The sequence below is a fragment of the Pseudarthrobacter sp. MOO14 genome (assembly GCF_058267675.1).
In genome coordinates this window covers 1679259-1695222 of sequence record NZ_CM177849.1, presented here as the reverse complement: position 1 = coordinate 1695222, position 15964 = coordinate 1679259, and the positions used below count along the sequence as shown (strand labels likewise).

At 65.3% G+C, this 15964-nt stretch carries 13 protein-coding genes; 8 read left to right on the top strand and 5 right to left on the bottom strand.

Annotation, left to right across the window (positions count from 1 at the left end; all coding sequences use genetic code 11):
- Window positions 1-26: 26 nt before the first annotated feature.
- Window positions 27-2783: a pyruvate dehydrogenase (acetyl-transferring), homodimeric type gene (gene aceE, locus AC4EEV_RS07975; RefSeq protein ID WP_491330595.1), complete on the bottom strand. Its 2757-nt coding sequence runs from the start codon at window positions 2781-2783 to the stop codon at window positions 27-29.
- 310 nt (window positions 2784-3093) lie between these two features.
- On the opposite strand from aceE, the gene AC4EEV_RS07970 reads away from it, so the two are divergent.
- The 5 genes from AC4EEV_RS07970 (at window position 3094) to AC4EEV_RS07950 (ending at window position 8763) form a co-directional block, all read left to right on the top strand.
- Window positions 3094-4662 carry an NCS1 family nucleobase:cation symporter-1 gene (locus tag AC4EEV_RS07970; protein WP_491330594.1) on the top strand — a complete coding sequence of 523 codons (1569 nt, stop codon included), beginning with the start codon at window positions 3094-3096 and terminating at the stop codon, window positions 4660-4662.
- 68 nt (window positions 4663-4730) lie between these two features.
- On the top strand, window positions 4731-5474 hold the full coding sequence (locus AC4EEV_RS07965) for an aspartate/glutamate racemase family protein (RefSeq protein WP_491330593.1): 744 nt from the start codon (window positions 4731-4733) through the stop codon (window positions 5472-5474).
- A gap of 14 nt (window positions 5475-5488) precedes the next feature.
- The gene (locus tag AC4EEV_RS07960; protein ID WP_285319596.1) at window positions 5489-6250 is read left to right on the top strand and encodes an SDR family oxidoreductase; all 762 of its coding nucleotides are present in this window, start codon (window positions 5489-5491) and stop codon (window positions 6248-6250) included.
- Window positions 6251-6545: 295 nt separating this feature from the next.
- Window positions 6546-7667, top strand: coding sequence for an IS110 family RNA-guided transposase (locus tag AC4EEV_RS07955; RefSeq protein ID WP_109864391.1), 1122 nt, complete (start codon window positions 6546-6548; stop codon window positions 7665-7667).
- A gap of 376 nt (window positions 7668-8043) precedes the next feature.
- A complete protein-coding gene (locus AC4EEV_RS07950; RefSeq protein WP_109045142.1) occupies window positions 8044-8763 on the top strand; it encodes a Pr6Pr family membrane protein in 720 nt (239 codons plus the stop codon).
- On the opposite strand, the gene AC4EEV_RS07945 is transcribed toward AC4EEV_RS07950, so the two are convergent.
- Genes AC4EEV_RS07945 through AC4EEV_RS07935 form a run of 3 tightly spaced genes read right to left on the bottom strand, consistent with a single transcriptional unit; the run spans window position 8740 to window position 11829 of the window.
- Window positions 8740-9117: a sterol carrier family protein gene (locus AC4EEV_RS07945; RefSeq protein WP_018761871.1), complete on the bottom strand. Its 378-nt coding sequence runs from the start codon at window positions 9115-9117 to the stop codon at window positions 8740-8742. The genes AC4EEV_RS07950 and AC4EEV_RS07945 overlap by 24 nt on opposite strands.
- A 39-nt stretch (window positions 9118-9156) precedes the next feature.
- On the bottom strand, window positions 9157-10173 hold the full coding sequence (locus tag AC4EEV_RS07940) for an asparaginase (RefSeq protein WP_109045143.1): 1017 nt from the start codon (window positions 10171-10173) through the stop codon (window positions 9157-9159).
- Between the two features lie 60 nt (window positions 10174-10233).
- A complete protein-coding gene (locus AC4EEV_RS07935) occupies window positions 10234-11829 on the bottom strand; it encodes a molybdopterin-dependent oxidoreductase (protein ID WP_133830682.1) in 1596 nt (531 codons plus the stop codon).
- A gap of 99 nt (window positions 11830-11928) precedes the next feature.
- On the opposite strand from AC4EEV_RS07935, the gene purD reads away from it, so the two are divergent.
- Window positions 11929-13245, top strand: coding sequence for a phosphoribosylamine--glycine ligase (gene purD / locus AC4EEV_RS07930; RefSeq protein ID WP_018761868.1), 1317 nt, complete (start codon window positions 11929-11931; stop codon window positions 13243-13245).
- Window position 13246: 1 nt separating this feature from the next.
- Complete coding sequence (locus AC4EEV_RS07925; protein WP_491330592.1) at window positions 13247-14185, top strand: phosphoribosylaminoimidazolesuccinocarboxamide synthase; 939 nt, start codon at window positions 13247-13249, stop codon at window positions 14183-14185.
- Window positions 14186-14235: 50 nt separating this feature from the next.
- Here AC4EEV_RS07925 and AC4EEV_RS07920 read toward each other — a convergent pair whose 3' ends face one another.
- Window positions 14236-15501: a helix-turn-helix domain-containing protein gene (locus AC4EEV_RS07920; RefSeq protein ID WP_018761866.1), complete on the bottom strand. Its 1266-nt coding sequence runs from the start codon at window positions 15499-15501 to the stop codon at window positions 14236-14238.
- Window positions 15502-15632: 131 nt separating this feature from the next.
- On the opposite strand from AC4EEV_RS07920, the gene AC4EEV_RS07915 reads away from it, so the two are divergent.
- Window positions 15633-15851 (top strand): hypothetical protein, encoded by a 219-nt coding sequence (locus AC4EEV_RS07915; RefSeq protein WP_018761865.1) that lies wholly within the window; start codon window positions 15633-15635, stop codon window positions 15849-15851.
- The last annotated feature ends 113 nt before the right edge of the window (window positions 15852-15964 follow it).

Genomic DNA, 15964 nt, shown 5'->3' with positions numbered 1-15964 from the left:
CTGCCCCGACTGCCGCCGACGTGGACTTAGGCGTCCCCGCCAGCCCCGCCGGTAGTGCCGGCGTTGACGTCCAGGAGCTTGTACCGGTCCATGGCGTATGACGGGGCGCCCTCCTCAACTTCCCCACGTGCCGCGAGCATCTGCAGCGCTTTGACCACGATGGAGTGGGTGTCGTTTTTGAAGTAGCGGCGGGCTGCTGCGCGGGTGTCGGAGAAGCCGAAGCCGTCGGCGCCGAGGGTGGCGAATTCGTTGGGGACGAATTGCCGGATCTGGTCGGGGATGGCTTTCATGTAGTCGGTGACGGCGACGATGGGGCCGGTGGCGCCTTCGAGTTGCTGGGTGACGAACGGGGTGCGGGCGGGTTGGCCGGGGTTGAGGAAGGCTTCTTCTTCGGCGGCGAGGCCGTCGCGGCGCAGTTCGTTCCAGGAGGTGACGGACCAGACGTCGGCGGAGACGTTCCAGTCGTCGGCGAGGATGCGTTGGGCGTCGATGGCCCAGGGCACGGAGACGCCGGAGGCGAGGATCTGGGTGCGGGGGCTGTTTTCGTTCAGTCCTGCGGCCTTCGCTGGGTTGAGCAGGTAGATGCCCTTGATGAGGCCTTCGATGTCGAGGTTTTCGGGTTCGGCGGGTTGGACGATGGGTTCGTTGTACACGGTGAGGTAGTACATGAGGTTTTTGTCCGTGGAGTCCGGCCCGTACATGCGTTCGAGGCCGGAGCGGATGATGTGTCCGATTTCGTAGCCGTAGGCGGGGTCGTAGGTGAGGACGGCGGGGTTGGTGGAGGCCAGGAGGGGGGAGTGGCCGTCGGCGTGTTGGAGTCCTTCGCCGGTGAGGGTGGTCCGTCCTGCGGTGGCGCCGATGATGAAGCCGCGGGTCATTTGGTCTGCTGCGGCCCAGAAGGCGTCGCCGGTGCGTTGGAAGCCGAACATGGAGTAGAACACGTAGACCGGGACCAGCGGCACGCCGTGGGTGGCGTAGGCGGTTCCGGCGGCGGTGAAGGCTGCCACGGCGCCGGCTTCGTTGATGCCGGGGTGGATCAGCTGGCCGGCGGGGGACTCTTTGTAGGCCAGGACGAGGTCGCGGTCCACGGAGAGGTAGTTCTGGCCGCCCGGGTTGTAGATCTTCGCGGTCGGGAAGAACGCGTCCATCCCAAACGTCCGGGATTCATCCGGCACGATGGGCACAATCCGGTCCCCGAACTTCTTGTCGCGGAGCAAATCCTTCAGCAGGCGCACGAATGCCATGGTGGTGGCAGCCTGCTGCTTGCCCGAACCGCGCATGGCAACCTCGTAGGACTTCGGCTCAGGCAGTTCAACCGCCTCATGACGGGAACGGCGCTCCGGAACGGACCCTCCCAGCGCCCTGCGCCGCTCCATCAGGTAGGCAATCTCCGGGGCATCGGGGCCAGGGTGGAAGTAGGGAGGGCGGTAGGGGTCGGCATCCAGTTGTTCATCCGAAATGGGAATGCGCAGGTAATCCCTGAAGTCCTTGAGGTCCTCGACCTTCAGTTTCTTCATCTGGTGCGTGGCATTCCGCCCCTCAAACCGTGGTCCGAGTCCGTAGCCTTTGACGGTGTGGGCGAGGATGACGGTGGGTTTGCCCTTGAATTCGGTGGCGGCTTTGTAGGCGGCGTAGACCTTACGGTAGTCGTGTCCGCCGCGTTTGAGGTTCCAGATCTGGTCGTCGGTGAGGTCCGCGACGAGGTCTTTGGTTTGCGGGGTTTTACCGAAGAAGTGTTCGCGGACGAAGCCGCCGGATTCGGCTTTGTAGGTCTGGTAGTCGCCGTCGACGGTTTCGTTCATGATTTTCACGAGTGAGCCGTCGGTGTCGCGGGTGAGCAGGTCATCCCATTCCCGGCCCCAGACGACCTTGATGACGTTCCAGCCCGCGCCGCGGAAGAACGCTTCGAGTTCCTGCATGATCTTCCCGTTGCCCCGGACCGGGCCGTCGAGGCGCTGGAGGTTGCAGTTGATCACGAAGTTCAGGTTGTCCAGGTTCTCGTTCGCGGCGAGCTGGAGCAGTCCGCGGGACTCGGGCTCGTCCATTTCCCCGTCGCCCAGGAACGCCCAGACCTGCTGGTCCGAGGTGTCTTTCAGGCCCCGGTTGTGCAGGTAGCGGTTGTTCTGGGCCTGGTAGATCGCGTTCATCGGCCCGATGCCCATGGACACGGTGGGGAATTCCCAGAAGTCCGGCATCAGCCGCGGGTGCGGGTAGGAGGACAGGGCGTGGCCGGCGCGGGACTTTTCCTGCCGGAACCCGTCGAGGTCTTCCTCGGAGAGGCGTCCTTCCATGAACGCCCGGGCGTACATGCCGGGGGAGGCATGGCCCTGGAAGAAGACCTGGTCCCCGCCGCCGGGGTGGTCCTTGCCGCGGAAGAAGTGGTTGAACCCGACCTCGTACAGGGTCGCGGCCCCGGCGTAGGTGGAGATATGCCCGCCAACACCGATCTCGGGCCGCTGCGCCCGGTGCACCATGACTGCGGCGTTCCACCGCATGTACGCCCGGTACCGGCGCTCGAATTCCTCGTTGCCCGGGAACTCCGCTTCCTGGTCCACCGGGATGGTGTTCACGTAATCGGTGGTGGTCACCATCGGCACCCCGACGCTCTGCGCGCCCGCGCGCTGCAGCAGGCTCCGCATGATGTATTGGGCACGCTCAGTGCCCTGTTCCCTGATCAACGCATCCAGGGACTCAACCCACTCGGCAGTCTCTTCCGGATCACGATCAGGCAGCTGGTTAGTCAACCCGCTGAGGATATGGGAGGTATCTTCTCCTGCAGCCATGGCAGCCTCTTTTCATCGTTGAACGCATCTGCGCATGTTTTCGTATTGTGAGAAAACATTATTGCAGTATGAGATTACTGAGGCAGGCCCGGCGGGTCAACGCGACGGCCATCACCTCGCCCTGGATGTCGCCTATCGGCGGCAACCGACCATTTGTGACCGTAGTGCGGTGGCTGCGACGCTTGACCGCCCGTGACCTGGGTCATACTCTTATTTCACTATTCAATATCTCACTTCCGCAATGTGGAATAACAGCAACGACCTCCGGTCGGACTCACCACTCGGAATCGGCCCAAGAATTGAGACCCCCATGCGAACCCCACCATCGGCGGGCGTGGACGCGGACAAGGACCTGACAAAGTCGTCAGCCGGTACTGTCCACCCGTCTGGCACTATCGAAGCCCTCTGCGATTCCGCCAGCGCGGCGTCAGGCACGAGCATCAGCCCCACCCTGTACAACACTGACCTTGCCCCGACCAAGCGCGCCGGCCGCAGCTGGACCAGCTACAGCATCTTTACCCTCTGGGCCAACGACGTGCACAGCCTGGGCAACTACGCATTCGCCATCGGACTCTTCGCCCTTGGGCTGGGTGGATGGCAGATCCTCCTTGCCCTGGGCATCGGGGCTGCACTGCTGTTCGGGCTCCTTACCCTGTCAGGATTCATGGGCGTCAAGACCGGTGTGCCTTTTCCGGTCATGAGCCGGATCAGCTTCGGTATCCGCGGGGCACAGATCGCCAGCCTCCTCCGCGGGGCCGTTGCGGTCGCCTGGTTCGGTATCCAGACGTACCTCGCATCGGTGGTCTTCCGCGTGATGCTCACAGCCATGTTCCCCTCACTTGCAGAGCTGGACAAGGACTCGATCCTGGGCCTGTCCACGCTCGGGTGGATGGCATTCGTGACGCTCTGGGTGGTCCAACTGGTGATCGTCAGCTTCGGCATGGAAATGATCCGCAAGTACGAGGCTTTCGCCGGTCCGGTCATCCTGGCCACCATGGCAGCAATGGCCGTCTGGATTTTCGTGGAAGCCGGAGGCAGCATCGCCTGGGCTTCCAATAAGGCCCTGGAAGGCCCGGAAATGTGGCTCACCATCTTTGCCGGCGGCGCGCTGTGGGTCTCCATCTACGGCACTTTCGTCCTCAACTTCTGCGACTTCACCCGCTCAGCGGTGTCGAAGAAGGCAGTGGTACGTGGCAACTTCTGGGGCATCCCCATCAACATGCTCGTCTTCGGCGCGATCGTGGTGGTCATGGCCGGTGGACAGTTCAAGATCAACGGGACCATCATCAAAAGCCCGTCGGACATCGTCCAGACCATTCCCAACACGCTGTTCCTGGTCCTGGCCTGCCTTGCGCTGCTGATCCTGACCATCGCCGTGAACCTCATGGCCAACTTCGTGGCCCCCGTCTACGCCCTGACCAACCTGTTCCCCAAGAAACTGAACTTCCGCAAGGCGACAATGGTCTCCGCCAGCATCGGCCTGGTAATCCTGCCCTGGAACCTCTACAACAATCCGCTGGTCATCGTGTACTTCCTCGGCGGACTCGGGGCGTTGCTCGGCCCGCTGTTCGGCGTGGTCATGGCTGACTACTGGCTGATCAGGCGAGGGAAGGTCAACGTGCCGGAGCTCTACACGGCATCGCCGCAGGGCGCGTACTTCTACAAGAAGGGCGTCAACCCCCGCGCGATCATCGCCATGGTACCGGCAGCCGTCCTTGCCCTGCTGATCGCCTTCGTTCCCGGCCTGGCCGCGGCGGCACCCTTTGCCTGGTTCTTCGCCGCAGGCATCGCCGCCGCGCTGTACTTCTTCATTGCCGACCGCAACCAAGTGCTGGTGGACCACGACGGCGAGGCCATCGCCGTCGCCAGCACCCACTGAATCCAGCACCCACTGACCCCAGCACCCGGCAAGGGCTGCCACCACCCTGCCGACTAAGGAACTTTCCCATGCGCATCCTCGTCGCGAATGTGAACACCACCCACTCAATGACCGACTCCATCGCGGCCTCCGCACGTGCCGTGGCTTCCCCGGGCACCGAAATCGTTGGCCTCACGCCGCGGTTCGGCGCCGACTCCTGCGAAGGAAACTTCGAGAGCTACCTGGCCGCCATCGCCGTTATGGACGCCGTCACCTCCTACCCCGGGCCGTTCGACGCCGTTATCCAGGCCGGCTACGGGGAACACGGCCGGGAGGGGCTGCAGGAACTGCTGGATGTTCCGGTGGTCGACATCACGGAGGCCGCCGCAAGCACAGCGATGTTCCTCGGCCACAAGTACTCGGTGGTCACTACCCTGGACCGCACGGTTCCGCTCATTGAGGACCGGTTGAAGCTGGCCGGCCTGGATGCCAGGTGCGCGTCGGTCCGTGCCAGCGGCATGGCCGTCCTGGAACTTGAAGAGGAACCGGAACGGGCCGTGGAAGCCATTATCAACGAGGCGCTGCTGGCCGTTACCCGGGACAAAGCGGAAGTGATTGTGCTCGGCTGCGGCGGCATGGCAGGCCTGGACGAGCAGATCCGGCAGCGGGCCGGCGTCCCCGTGGTGGACGGTGTGGCCTCGGCAGTGACCATCGCCGAATCGTTGGTGCGCATGCGCCTGTCCACCTCCAAAGTGCGGACCTTCGCTGCACCGCGGCCAAAGACCGTCATAGGCTGGCCGCTGCACCAGCCGGCCGTTCCGGCGCAGCTTTGAGCCAGGAGAACCGAATGAACACCCCACAGCCCGCCGCCCGCGTCGCCGTCGTCACCGGAGCCGGGTCCGGCATCGGCCGGGAGGTGGCGCGGCAGATGCTGGCCGACGGCTACCGCGTGGCACTTGCCGGGCGGCGGGAGGCGCTGCTGTTGGAAACGGCGGACGGCAGCCCGGACGCCCTGGTGATGCCCTGCGACGTCACCCGGCCCGACGACGTCGAGCGGCTTTTCGAGGCCGTCCGCCAGCAGTGGGGGCGCGTGGACGTCCTGTTCAACAACGCCGGGGTGTTCGGCCCGTCGGCCGGCGTTGACGACATCACCCTCGAAGAGTGGAACGCCACGGTGGCCGTGAACCTTACCGGGTCCATGCTGTGCGCGGCCGCTGCGGTCCGGACGATGAAGGCCCAGGAGCCCCAAGGCGGTCGCATCATCAACAACGGGTCCATCTCCGCCCACTCGCCCCGTCCGCGGACCGTCGCCTACACGGTCACCAAGCACGCGATGACCGGGCTGACCAAGAGCATTGACCTGGACGGCCGCGGTTACGGCATCACGTGCGGGCAGATCGATATCGGCAACACCGCCACGGACATCATGGACACCATCGGTGTCGGTTCCGGGGCGCTGCAGGCGGACGGCAGCCGCAAGGTGGAACCGATGTTTCCGGTGGCAGACGCGGCGCGTGCCGTGTTGATGATGGCCAACATGCCGGCATCGGCCAGCGTCGGTTCCGTGGTGCTCACCGCGGCCGGAATGCCGTTCATCGGCCGTGGCTAGACGATATGTAGTAGGAGGTGGCCGGCTTGGGAGGACCACCTGTCGAGCCTCTGGACCCTTCTGGAGGTCCATTGTCGCCGGACCGTTTCCGGAGCGTCCTGCTTTGTGCGATTCCCGTCGCCGATGCGGATCGGTGGACGCTCCGGATCTAGTTCCGGCGCTGATGGCCCTCTGTAAGAAGGGTCCGGAATATGTGGCCCAGGGGGCTGGAACCTCCTTTTCAAAGCAAGTCGTGGGTTGCCTGCCACACTTGGCGAACAGGTAGAGCCACATTTGAAATTTGGAGGTTCCAGCTATGTTCGAGCGTACAAGCGTCGGCTTGGATGTCCATGCCCGCACTGTTGTTTCATGCGCCCTGGACGCGCAGACCGGCGAAGTCATTTTGCACCGCATGACTCCGGATCGTGGTGAGATTCTCGCCTGGATTCTTTCCCTGCCGTCGCCGGTCAGAGTCGTTTACGAGGCAGGACCAACGGGCTTTGGCCTGGCACGGTTCCTGCTGGCCTCCGGGATCGACACAGTCGTCGCGGCACCATCGAAGCTCCAGCGCCCGTCCGGGGACCGGGTAAAAACTGACGCAAAGGACGCGCTGCATTTGGCCCGGCTCCTGAAGCTGGGTGAGGTCACCGGGGTAAGAATTCCATCGGCGGACCAAGAAGCTGCACGGGATCTGGTCCGTTCCCGGGAAGACGTCCGTGGCGATCTGATGCGTTCCCGGCACCGGATTTCCAAACTGCTGTTGCGCCAAGGCATCGTCTATTCCGGCGGGCAAGCCTGGACTGGCACTCATGAACTCTGGCTGGCACGCCAGCACTTCGAGAACCCGGTCCGGCAGCTGACCTACGAGTCCTCCCTGGAAGCGATGCATGAGATCTCAGACCGCCGGGACCGCCTCGATCAAGCGATCACAGCGATGGCGTATGCGAGCGAGTACACCCCGGTGGTCAGATCACTGCAGTGCCTGCGCGGCGTCTCGACGCTGACCGCGTTTGGACTGGCCGTGGAGATCGGCGACTGGGACCGGTTTACTGGTTCCACGATCGGCGCTTACCTCGGCCTGGTCCCGACTGAGCATTCCTCCGGGCAGTCCCGGTCCCAGGGGTCCATCACGAAGACAGGCAACAGCCACGCGCGCCGCCTGCTTGTGGAGGCCGCATGGCACCACCGCAGGCCCTATAACAACCCGTCCCGGCTCATGCGGTCCAGGTGGGAGGAAGCCACCTCCGAAGCACGAACCCGCGGCCATGCCGGCAATCGGCGCCTGCACGAACGCTGGCTCAGCTACCTCGAACGCCGCAAGCGCCCGGTCATCGCCAACGTCGCCATCGCCCGCGAACTCTCCGGCTGGTGCTGGTCCCTGGCCACAAGCACACCTCCGGCAGCCCGCTCCCCAAGATCGATCGCGTCCGTGCACTGATCAGAGACAGAAAGCCCCCGGGGAAACCCAGTTGGAAGTGGTTCCTTGCAGCGCGTGGAGTAAATCCGCGATACACCTATGGGCAACCAACAACGGCCACGCCCGTCATTGCTAGACCAGCGGTAACCTCCAGCCGAACACTTCGTCCTGCGGTAACCAACCCGCGCATATCAGTCTGACCGCGCAGTCGCCAACGACACGCTGGCCACACCCAACACCTCTTCCCAGGGCACAAAAGGAAGCGGTCCCAGGCAATCCAGCCCGAGGACCGCTTCCTCACGCTCTTGACAAACGAGACCTACATATCAGGTGTACTGCCAGGCACGCCGGGTCGCCGCGGCGGGGCGGGCGGCCGCCCAGAGCCTAGGATCGGCACATGACCGCAAACAGGGGACTTGCACTTTTCCGCTTCTGGTTCGCGCTGCTGGGGTTCGCCGCGGTGCTGTTCCAGCTGCTGCACCTGATGCAGAATGTGCCGGGGGCCAGCGCCGGAAACTACTTCAGCTACTTCACCATCGAGTCGAACATCATCGCCTTCGTGACCCTGGGGATTGCCGGCTGGTTCGCTTGGAAGGGGGCTAGCCCGCGGTGGCTTGAACTTCTCCGGGGTGCGGCCACCGTGTACATGACCATCACCGGAATCACCTACAGCCTGCTGTTGAGCGATATCGACGTCAACACCCCCATCCCGTGGGTCAATGTGGTGCTCCATTACACGGTCCCCACCGTCATGGTGATCGACTGGCTGGTTGACCTCCCGCGGGTGCGGATTCCGGTCCGGACGTCCCTGGTGTGGTTGGCTTTTCCCCTGCTGTACCTGGTCTACAGCCTGGTTCGGGGTCCCATCGTGGGCTGGTATCCCTATCCGTTCCTGGACCCTCGGACCGCCGGCTACGGCACGGTTGCGGTGATGTCGGTCCTTATTGCCGTGGCCGCTTTTGCCTTCGCCGTGGTGGCGGCGTTGTCCACGAAACTGCAGGACTCGGTCCCCCACCCGGCCCGGATTTCCTCGGCGGAGGCAGCGGAGCCCCGCACCACCGCCCGGGGCAGGCACGCGGGCGACGAGCCCGGGCTAGAGGGGCAGCAGGGACGATAGGTCTGCGCGCAGGCCAGAGGCAGCCACTTTGCCGGCAGCCACTGCGTCCGCCCACGCCACCTGGCCGGTGACCATCCCCAGCCAGGTGGCGGCGTCGCACTCAATGACGTTCGGCGGGGTGCCGCGGGTGTGCCGCGGGCCCTCCACGCACTGGGTGACGCCGAATGGCGGCACGCGCACCTCCACGGAGTTTCCCGGCGCCCGGGCGGTCACTTCCTCCAGGGAGTACCGCACGGCCGTCGCCAGGGCGGCGCGCGGCAGGGGAGCGTCCGACGGCGACTGGGCGGCTTCCAGCCACGCCTTCACTGCTGCTTTGCCTTCGTGGATGTCTATACGACGGCGGGCTGTGGCCATGCTTTCAATCTTCCTTTGGCGTCGGCAGGGGGTTTGGTGCTAGTCCAGGAGGGCGGATACCGCGGGGCCCAACCGGATTTTTCCCACTGGCCGGCCGCCCCCGAGTACCGGAGCCACCACTTTTTCCAGGGCGCTGGCGACTCCGGGAATCTCCACGGCCCCGGCGGCGGCGAGCAGGGTGAGGGCCACCAGGGAGGTTGCCCGCACGTTTCCGTCGAGGATCTTGACGGCCACTGAGACTCCCTGCGGCGTGGCCATCGCCAGGACGCCCTCTGCGCCGATCTTGGCGATGATTTCCAGCTCATCCATCACCAGGGTGTTCGCTTCACCCCGGCCTTGCACGGCCCAGGGATAGTCCAGCATGGAGGTGGCGATCGTCGCGGCCCTGGCGCTGAAGCTGTGGTCGCCGGGAGCCTTGGCCAGCTGTGAGTACGCCAGCGCCAGTCCTTTTAACGAAACGGCGGCCACGGGGGCACCGCAGCCGTCGATGCCCAGGTGCGCGATCCGCTCGCCGGTGTATTCCTCGATAACGGTGCGTACGCGCTGCTGCAGGGGGTGGTTGGGTTCAAGGTAGCTGTGCGTGTCCCAGCCGTTCTCGGTGCAGGCCCACAGGAAGGCCGCGTGCTTGCCGGAACAGTTGTAGGCCAGCCGCGACTTGCCCTTTTCGGATCGGACCAGCCAGTTCCGGGCCGTTTCGTCCTCCGGCCATGCTTCGGGGCACTGCAGCTGGTCTTCCCGTACGCCCGCTGCCTTCAGCATGCCGGCCACCACATCCATGTGGTCCAGCGAACCGGTGTGGCTGCCGCACGCGATGGCCACCTGGGCGCCCCGCAGCGGAACACCCGACTGCATGGACGCCAGCGCCTGGAAGGGCTTGAGGGTGGACCGGGCATAGATGGGGGTGTTGATGTCGCCGAGCTCGGTGACCACCGAGCCGTCGGCGGCGACCAGCACCGCGGAGCCGATGTGCCGGGACTCCACGAAGCCGCTGCGTTCTATGACGGCCAGTTCGACGGCGGAGTCAACGGTGAAGGTGGCATGCGGATTGTGCGGCATACTGCCAGTCTATGGGCCGGTCCGCGGATGGCAGGCCACCCGCGGGCCGGTCGCAGGTGGCTATTGGACCGTCACCATCACCGACTGCCAGCCTGACGCACCGTCAGGGACGGGGTCTGCGCGCTGGTCCGTCTGCACCTGCCCGGTACCGTCGGTGGCGCGGACCTTGATGTAGTGCGGGCCCGGCGTGGCATCCCATTCGTAAGACCACTGCCGCCACGTAATGGTGGAGGCTTCCGTGGAGAGAGTCGTCTCGGTCCATTCGCCGTTGTCGATCTGGATTTCAACCTTGGTGATTCCCCGGGTCTGGGCCCAGGCCGTACCGCCAACGGCGACCTTTCCGGCGGGAACCTTGGCGAACGACTTGGGAACCTCCACGCGCGCCATGGTCTTGATCGGGCCGCGTTCGGACCAGCCGCGCTCGGTCCAGTAGGCCTTGTTGTCCGCGAACCGGGTGACCTCCAGGTCCACCACCCATTTGGTGGCGGAGACGAACCCGTAGAGCCCCGGGACCACCATCCGCACCGGGTAGCCGTGCTCCAGCGGCAGCGGCTCGCCGTTCATGCCGATCGCCAGCATGGCGTCACGCCCGTCCTGCAGGACCTCCAGGGGTGTGGAGGCGCTGAAGCCGTCGATGGACGTGGAGAGCACCATGTCCGCCCCGTCCTTGGGCTTGGCCCGGGCCAGGACGTCGCGGATGGGCAGGCCCAGCCATTTGGCATTTCCGGCGAGGTTGCCGCCCACGGGGTTGGAGACGCAGGTGAGGGTGACGTGTGATTCGATCAGGCTGGCATCCAGCAGGTCCTGGAATGTGAGGGTGACTTCCTGCTCCACGAGGCCGTGGACGCGCAATTCCCAGTCGTTGACGTTGATTTCCGGAACGCTCAGCGCAGTGTCGATCCGGTAGAAGTCGGCGTTGTCCGTCAACCATGGCGTGACGCCAGGGACGGGCGACTGCACGCCGGCGGGAACCGCTGCTGCGGCTTTGGCCGGCGCCGGCAGCGTGAGCGCCTCGCGGGCCTTGGCCACGTTGTTGCGCGCCGCGCCCAGCAACCGTCCGCCGGTTGCGGCGATGCCGGCGGCCACCGCGGTGATCCCTGCCGCAGCGAAGAAACGACGACGGCTGGCGCCTTCGTTCCCCGGCCGGGCATCGGCGTCGGCTGCCTGGTCCGCCGGAGATTCGGGCCATGGCTTGCTTTCCTTCAGCCGCCAGAGCGGTGCCACCAGCAGGCGGAGGGCCACCAGGCCGGCCACCGTGCCCAGTACGGACGGGATGGCGTCAACTCCGCTGACGCCTGCACGAGTCACGACACACGCAACGATCACCGCGCCCATGAACAGGACGCCCAGGACGCCCAGGACCCATTTCCGGTAGGCCACGATGCCCAGGACGCAGGCGAGCACCGCGATGGTCAGCCCCATGCCCACGAACAGGGCAGTCTTGTCGTTGGTGCCGAAGGTGGCAATCGCAAAGTCCTTCAGCCGGGGCGGCGTGAAGTCAATGAAGGTGGACCCCAGTGCGAACAGCGGTGTTGCCCTGGCGGTGAAAAATGCGCCGAGGAGCTCCGCAACGGCAAGTACGACGGCGGCTGCCACCACACCTGCCAGGGCAGCCAGGGCGGAGGGGCCGGTCAAGCGGTTCCGAAGCTTTGTCATGGTGGTGGTTCGGAGCGGCGGGTGGTCCGGATTGACCGGGCGGGCCGGGAAGGTCACAGCTTAGGAGCGGGAAGGGTGCACAAAGTACCCTTGGAGACTGTGAAGGTACTCGTCATTGGCCCCGGAGGCCGCGAACACGCCATTGTCCGCTCCCTGCTTGCCGACCCCAACGTGTCCGAAGTCCACGCGGCGCCCGGCAATGCCGGCATCAGCAAGCTGGTACCCACCTACAACATCAACGGCAACGATCCCCAGGCTGTTGCCGAGCTGGCTGCCCGGCTCACGGTCGACCTCGTGGTGGTGGGCCCCGAAGCTCCGCTGGCCGCAGGTGTGGCCGACGCCGTCCGCGCCGCCGGCATTCCCGTGTTCGGGCCCAGCAAGGCAGCAGCACAGCTGGAAGCGTCGAAAGCGTTCGCCAAGGAGGTCATGGCGGAGGCAGGCGTTCCCACCGCCATGGCCATGGTGGCCACCAATGCCGAAGAGGCAGCGTCCGCGCTGGACACCTTCGGCGCTCCGTACGTGGTGAAGGACGACGGCCTGGCCGCCGGCAAGGGCGTGGTGGTCACCAGGAACCGGGACGAAGCCCTGGCCCACGCCCAGTCGTGCTTCGACGCCGGCGGATCAGTGGTGATCGAGGAGTTCCTGGACGGCCCCGAGGTTTCCCTCTTTGTCCTCTGCGACGGGCAGAACACCGTGGCACTCTCACCCGCCCAGGATTTCAAGCGCATCTTCGACAACGACGAAGGCCCCAACACGGGCGGCATGGGCGCCTACACACCGCTCGAGTGGGCCCCCGAGGGCCTGGTGCAGGAAGTCCTTGACCGGGTGGCGCAGCCCACCGTGAACGAGATGGCGCGCCGCGGCACTCCCTTCGTGGGCGTGCTCTTTGTCGGGCTCGCGCTCACGTCCCGCGGAACCCGCGTCATCGAATTCAACGTCCGTTTCGGCGACCCCGAGACGCAAGCGGTCCTCGCCCGGCTCAAGACCCCCCTGGGGGCGTTGCTCATGGCAGCCGCCAAGGGCGAACTGGACAAAGCGGAAGAGCTGCGCTGGTCCAAGGACGCCGCCGTCGCTGTCGTCGTGGCCTCGGAAAACTACCCTGACACGCCCCGCACCGGTGACCGCATCCGCGGGCTCAAGAAAGTGGACGCCCTCGACGGCGTGCACGTCATCCACGCCGGCACCGCCCTGGACGACGAGGGCAAGGTGGTCTCCGCCGGCGGCCGCGTCCTGGCCGTCGTCGCCCTGGGCAGTGACCTGGTGGAGGCCCGGGAAAGGGCCTACGACGGCGTTGAGCTGGTCCAGCTTGAAGGCTCCCAGTACCGCAGCGACATTGCCCGCAAGGCAGCCCGCGGGGAAATCAAGGTGCCGTACGGTGCCACCGGATCGCTGCCCGTAGTGAAAGCGAAGGCCTGACATGAGTGGAACTCCCGAGAACCGTGGCTACGCCGCGGACACCCTGGAACTGGAGGGGTGGACGCACGTCTACTCCGGCAAGGTCCGCGACCTTTACGAACCCGCCGACGAGTCGATCGTGCAACGCCTGGGCCAGGATTGCGTCCTGGTGGTGGCCAGCGACCGCATCAGCGCCTTTGACCATGTGCTCTCCAGCGAGATCCCGGACAAAGGCCGCATCCTTACCCAGCTGAGCCTCTGGTGGTTCGACCAGCTGGGCGTCGAGCACCATGTGCTCGGGTCCACGGTGGAAGACGGCGTGCCCGCGGAGGTGGAAGGCCGGGCCATGATCTGCAAGAAGCTGGACATGTTCCCGGTGGAGTGCATTGCCCGCGGCTACCTCACGGGTTCAGGACTGCTGGAGTACAAGGCCTCCGGGACAGTGTGCGATATCCCGCTCCCGGAGGGGCTGGTGGACGGCTCCCGGCTGGAGCACGCCATCTTCACCCCATCCGCCAAGGCACTGATCGGTGAGCACGACGAGAACATCACCTACGACGCCGTGGTGGCGCTCGTGGGGGATGACATCGCTGCCCGCCTGAGCGAGCTGACCCTGAAGATCTACACCACGGCGGAGAAGATCGCACGTGAACGCGGCATCATCCTCGCGGACACCAAGGTGGAATTCGGCTACGACGCCGTGTCCGGGTCCATCACCCTGGGCGATGAGGTGCTGACCCCCGATTCTTCCCGTTTCTGGGACGCTGCAACCTACAAACCCGGACAGGCCCAGCCTTCCTACGACAAACAGTACGTGCGGGACTGGCTGACTTCTGCCGCCTCCGGCTGGGACCGGTCATCCGACACCCCGCCGCCGGCCCTGCCTGCCGACGTGGTGGAACGCACCCGCAGCCGGTATGTCGAAGCGTACGAGAAGATCACCGGAAAGACATTCGCCTGAGACCCGGCCACGCCAGGTGGACCCGCCACGGCGGGTTCACCTGGCTTGCTTCAGCTGGCTTTCGCGGCCGCGGCCGCGCGCCTCTGGGCCAGCTTGATTTCAAGGATCGCGTCCAAGGCCTGCTGGACCCTGTCCTGGGCGCCTGCCGCGGCAAAGGCCTTCTGGGCTTCCTCCAGGTGCACCAGGGCTTCCTCGGTGTCACCGGCAGCCTTGAGCGACTTGCCCAGGAGGAGCGAGACCTCACCAGCCGTGTGCTTGGCGAGGCTGGCGCGCTCGGCGTGGATTTCTCGGAGTTTCTCGACGGCGGCCACAATGTCCCCGGTGAGGTACAGCCAGCGGGCGCGAATGAACGCGACCTCCAGCTGGTCTGACTTGTTGCCTCCCACGATTGACAGCGCCAGTTCAGCACGTTCGATCGCAGACAGCGTTTCCGGCTCAACGATGCCGGAGGAGAGGCGGACCGCCGCGGACGCCTTGTTGAACCGGGCCCACAGCCCGATGTCATTGGCGGGGGAGAGCAGGCGCGCCGCACGCTCGTGGTGCTTCACGCCCTCGGCGTAGTCGTGCCGCATGAAGGCGACGTTACCCACCACCCAGGCCACCTCGCCGGCGAGCTGGCTCATGGACAGTTCGTCCACGTGCTCGATCATGGCCTGGCAATACCCCCAGGCTTCATCGAGCCGCCCGCTCTCGGCCAGTGCCCCGATGAGGGCGTGGTGGGCATTGATGATGAGGGTTGATCCCTTGGGGAGCTGCTTGCACAGGTCCACGGCCTGGATTCCCTGGTCCACGGCTAGGCTCAGCTGGCCTTGGCCCTGGTAGATGCCGGCCAGCATCTGGTGTGCCCGGACGGCAAGTCCTGCCGATTCCCTGGCCATGGGATGTTCCAGCAGGTGCTCCATGATCTTTTGGGCTTCGCGCCAGTTGCCCTGCTTGATCAGGCACTCGGCCTGCATGTACGTCATGTTCCACCACGCACTGGTGTTCCGCCCCTCCAGGGCGATCTTTGCGGCCGTGGCCGCGTGGCTTGCCGCCAAGGGATAGTCGCGCAGGTCCCACGCCTGCCGGGCGTAGAGGCCGGCGAGTACATACTCGGCGTCGCTGACGGAAATGGGCTGGCTCCATGCCTCCAGGGCTTTCGGTGCCAGCTCCAGCCGGCGCGCCAGTTCCTCGATGACTTCCGCCGTCGGTTCGCGGCGGCCCGTTTCAAGCAGCGAGATGTAGCTGGGTGAGTACAGGTCCTTGCCCAGTTCGGCCTGCGTCAGTCCACGCTCAAGGCGCTCCGCGCGGAGCTTTTCTCCGAACCCGTTGCCCACGCGTATCCTCCTCTTTTGGACAAGTGGGGCTGACGGATGCTTGACAGCCCCTGTGGAAAATATTTTACAATGTGTGTCAACAAGGACAGTGCTGGCTTTGTAACGAATCCGACTCGTATTGAGGAACTTATATGTTGAAGAAGATCGCAACCGCGGCCGTCCTGGCCGGGGCCCTGGCTTTTTCCGCGGCAGCTCCGGCTGTCCTGGCCTCAGGCTCCGTCGCCGATAATTCGAGTACGTCTGTAGCAGTAGGCAACTGGCCTGACCCCGCCTCCGCAAAGGTGAAGAAGGATAAGGCCACCAGCACTACCTACACCACGTACGTGGGCAACTGGCCTGATCCCGCATAAACAGCTTCCTCACCCAGGAGGCGAGGATGGCCCCGGAGCAACAGCTCCGGGGCCATTCCTTTTAACCGGGTGGTGGCGTTAAGGCGGCGGGAGTGTCCGGCGGGGCGTCACCA

Coding starts and splice junctions, on each gene's coding strand:
- aceE (WP_491330595.1), bottom strand. CDS start 2,783: ATGGCTGCAGGAGAAGATACCTCCCATATCCTCAGCGGGTTGACTAAC.
- AC4EEV_RS07970 (WP_491330594.1), top strand. CDS start 3,094: ATGCGAACCCCACCATCGGCGGGCGTGGACGCGGACAAGGACCTGACA.
- AC4EEV_RS07965 (WP_491330593.1), top strand. CDS start 4,731: ATGCGCATCCTCGTCGCGAATGTGAACACCACCCACTCAATGACCGAC.
- AC4EEV_RS07960 (WP_285319596.1), top strand. CDS start 5,489: ATGAACACCCCACAGCCCGCCGCCCGCGTCGCCGTCGTCACCGGAGCC.
- AC4EEV_RS07955 (WP_109864391.1), top strand. CDS start 6,546: ATGTTCGAGCGTACAAGCGTCGGCTTGGATGTCCATGCCCGCACTGTT.
- AC4EEV_RS07950 (WP_109045142.1), top strand. CDS start 8,044: ATGACCGCAAACAGGGGACTTGCACTTTTCCGCTTCTGGTTCGCGCTG.
- AC4EEV_RS07945 (WP_018761871.1), bottom strand. CDS start 9,117: ATGGCCACAGCCCGCCGTCGTATAGACATCCACGAAGGCAAAGCAGCA.
- AC4EEV_RS07940 (WP_109045143.1), bottom strand. CDS start 10,173: ATGCCGCACAATCCGCATGCCACCTTCACCGTTGACTCCGCCGTCGAA.
- AC4EEV_RS07935 (WP_133830682.1), bottom strand. CDS start 11,829: ATGACAAAGCTTCGGAACCGCTTGACCGGCCCCTCCGCCCTGGCTGCC.
- AC4EEV_RS07925 (WP_491330592.1), top strand. CDS start 13,247: ATGAGTGGAACTCCCGAGAACCGTGGCTACGCCGCGGACACCCTGGAA.
- AC4EEV_RS07915 (WP_018761865.1), top strand. CDS start 15,633: ATGTTGAAGAAGATCGCAACCGCGGCCGTCCTGGCCGGGGCCCTGGCT.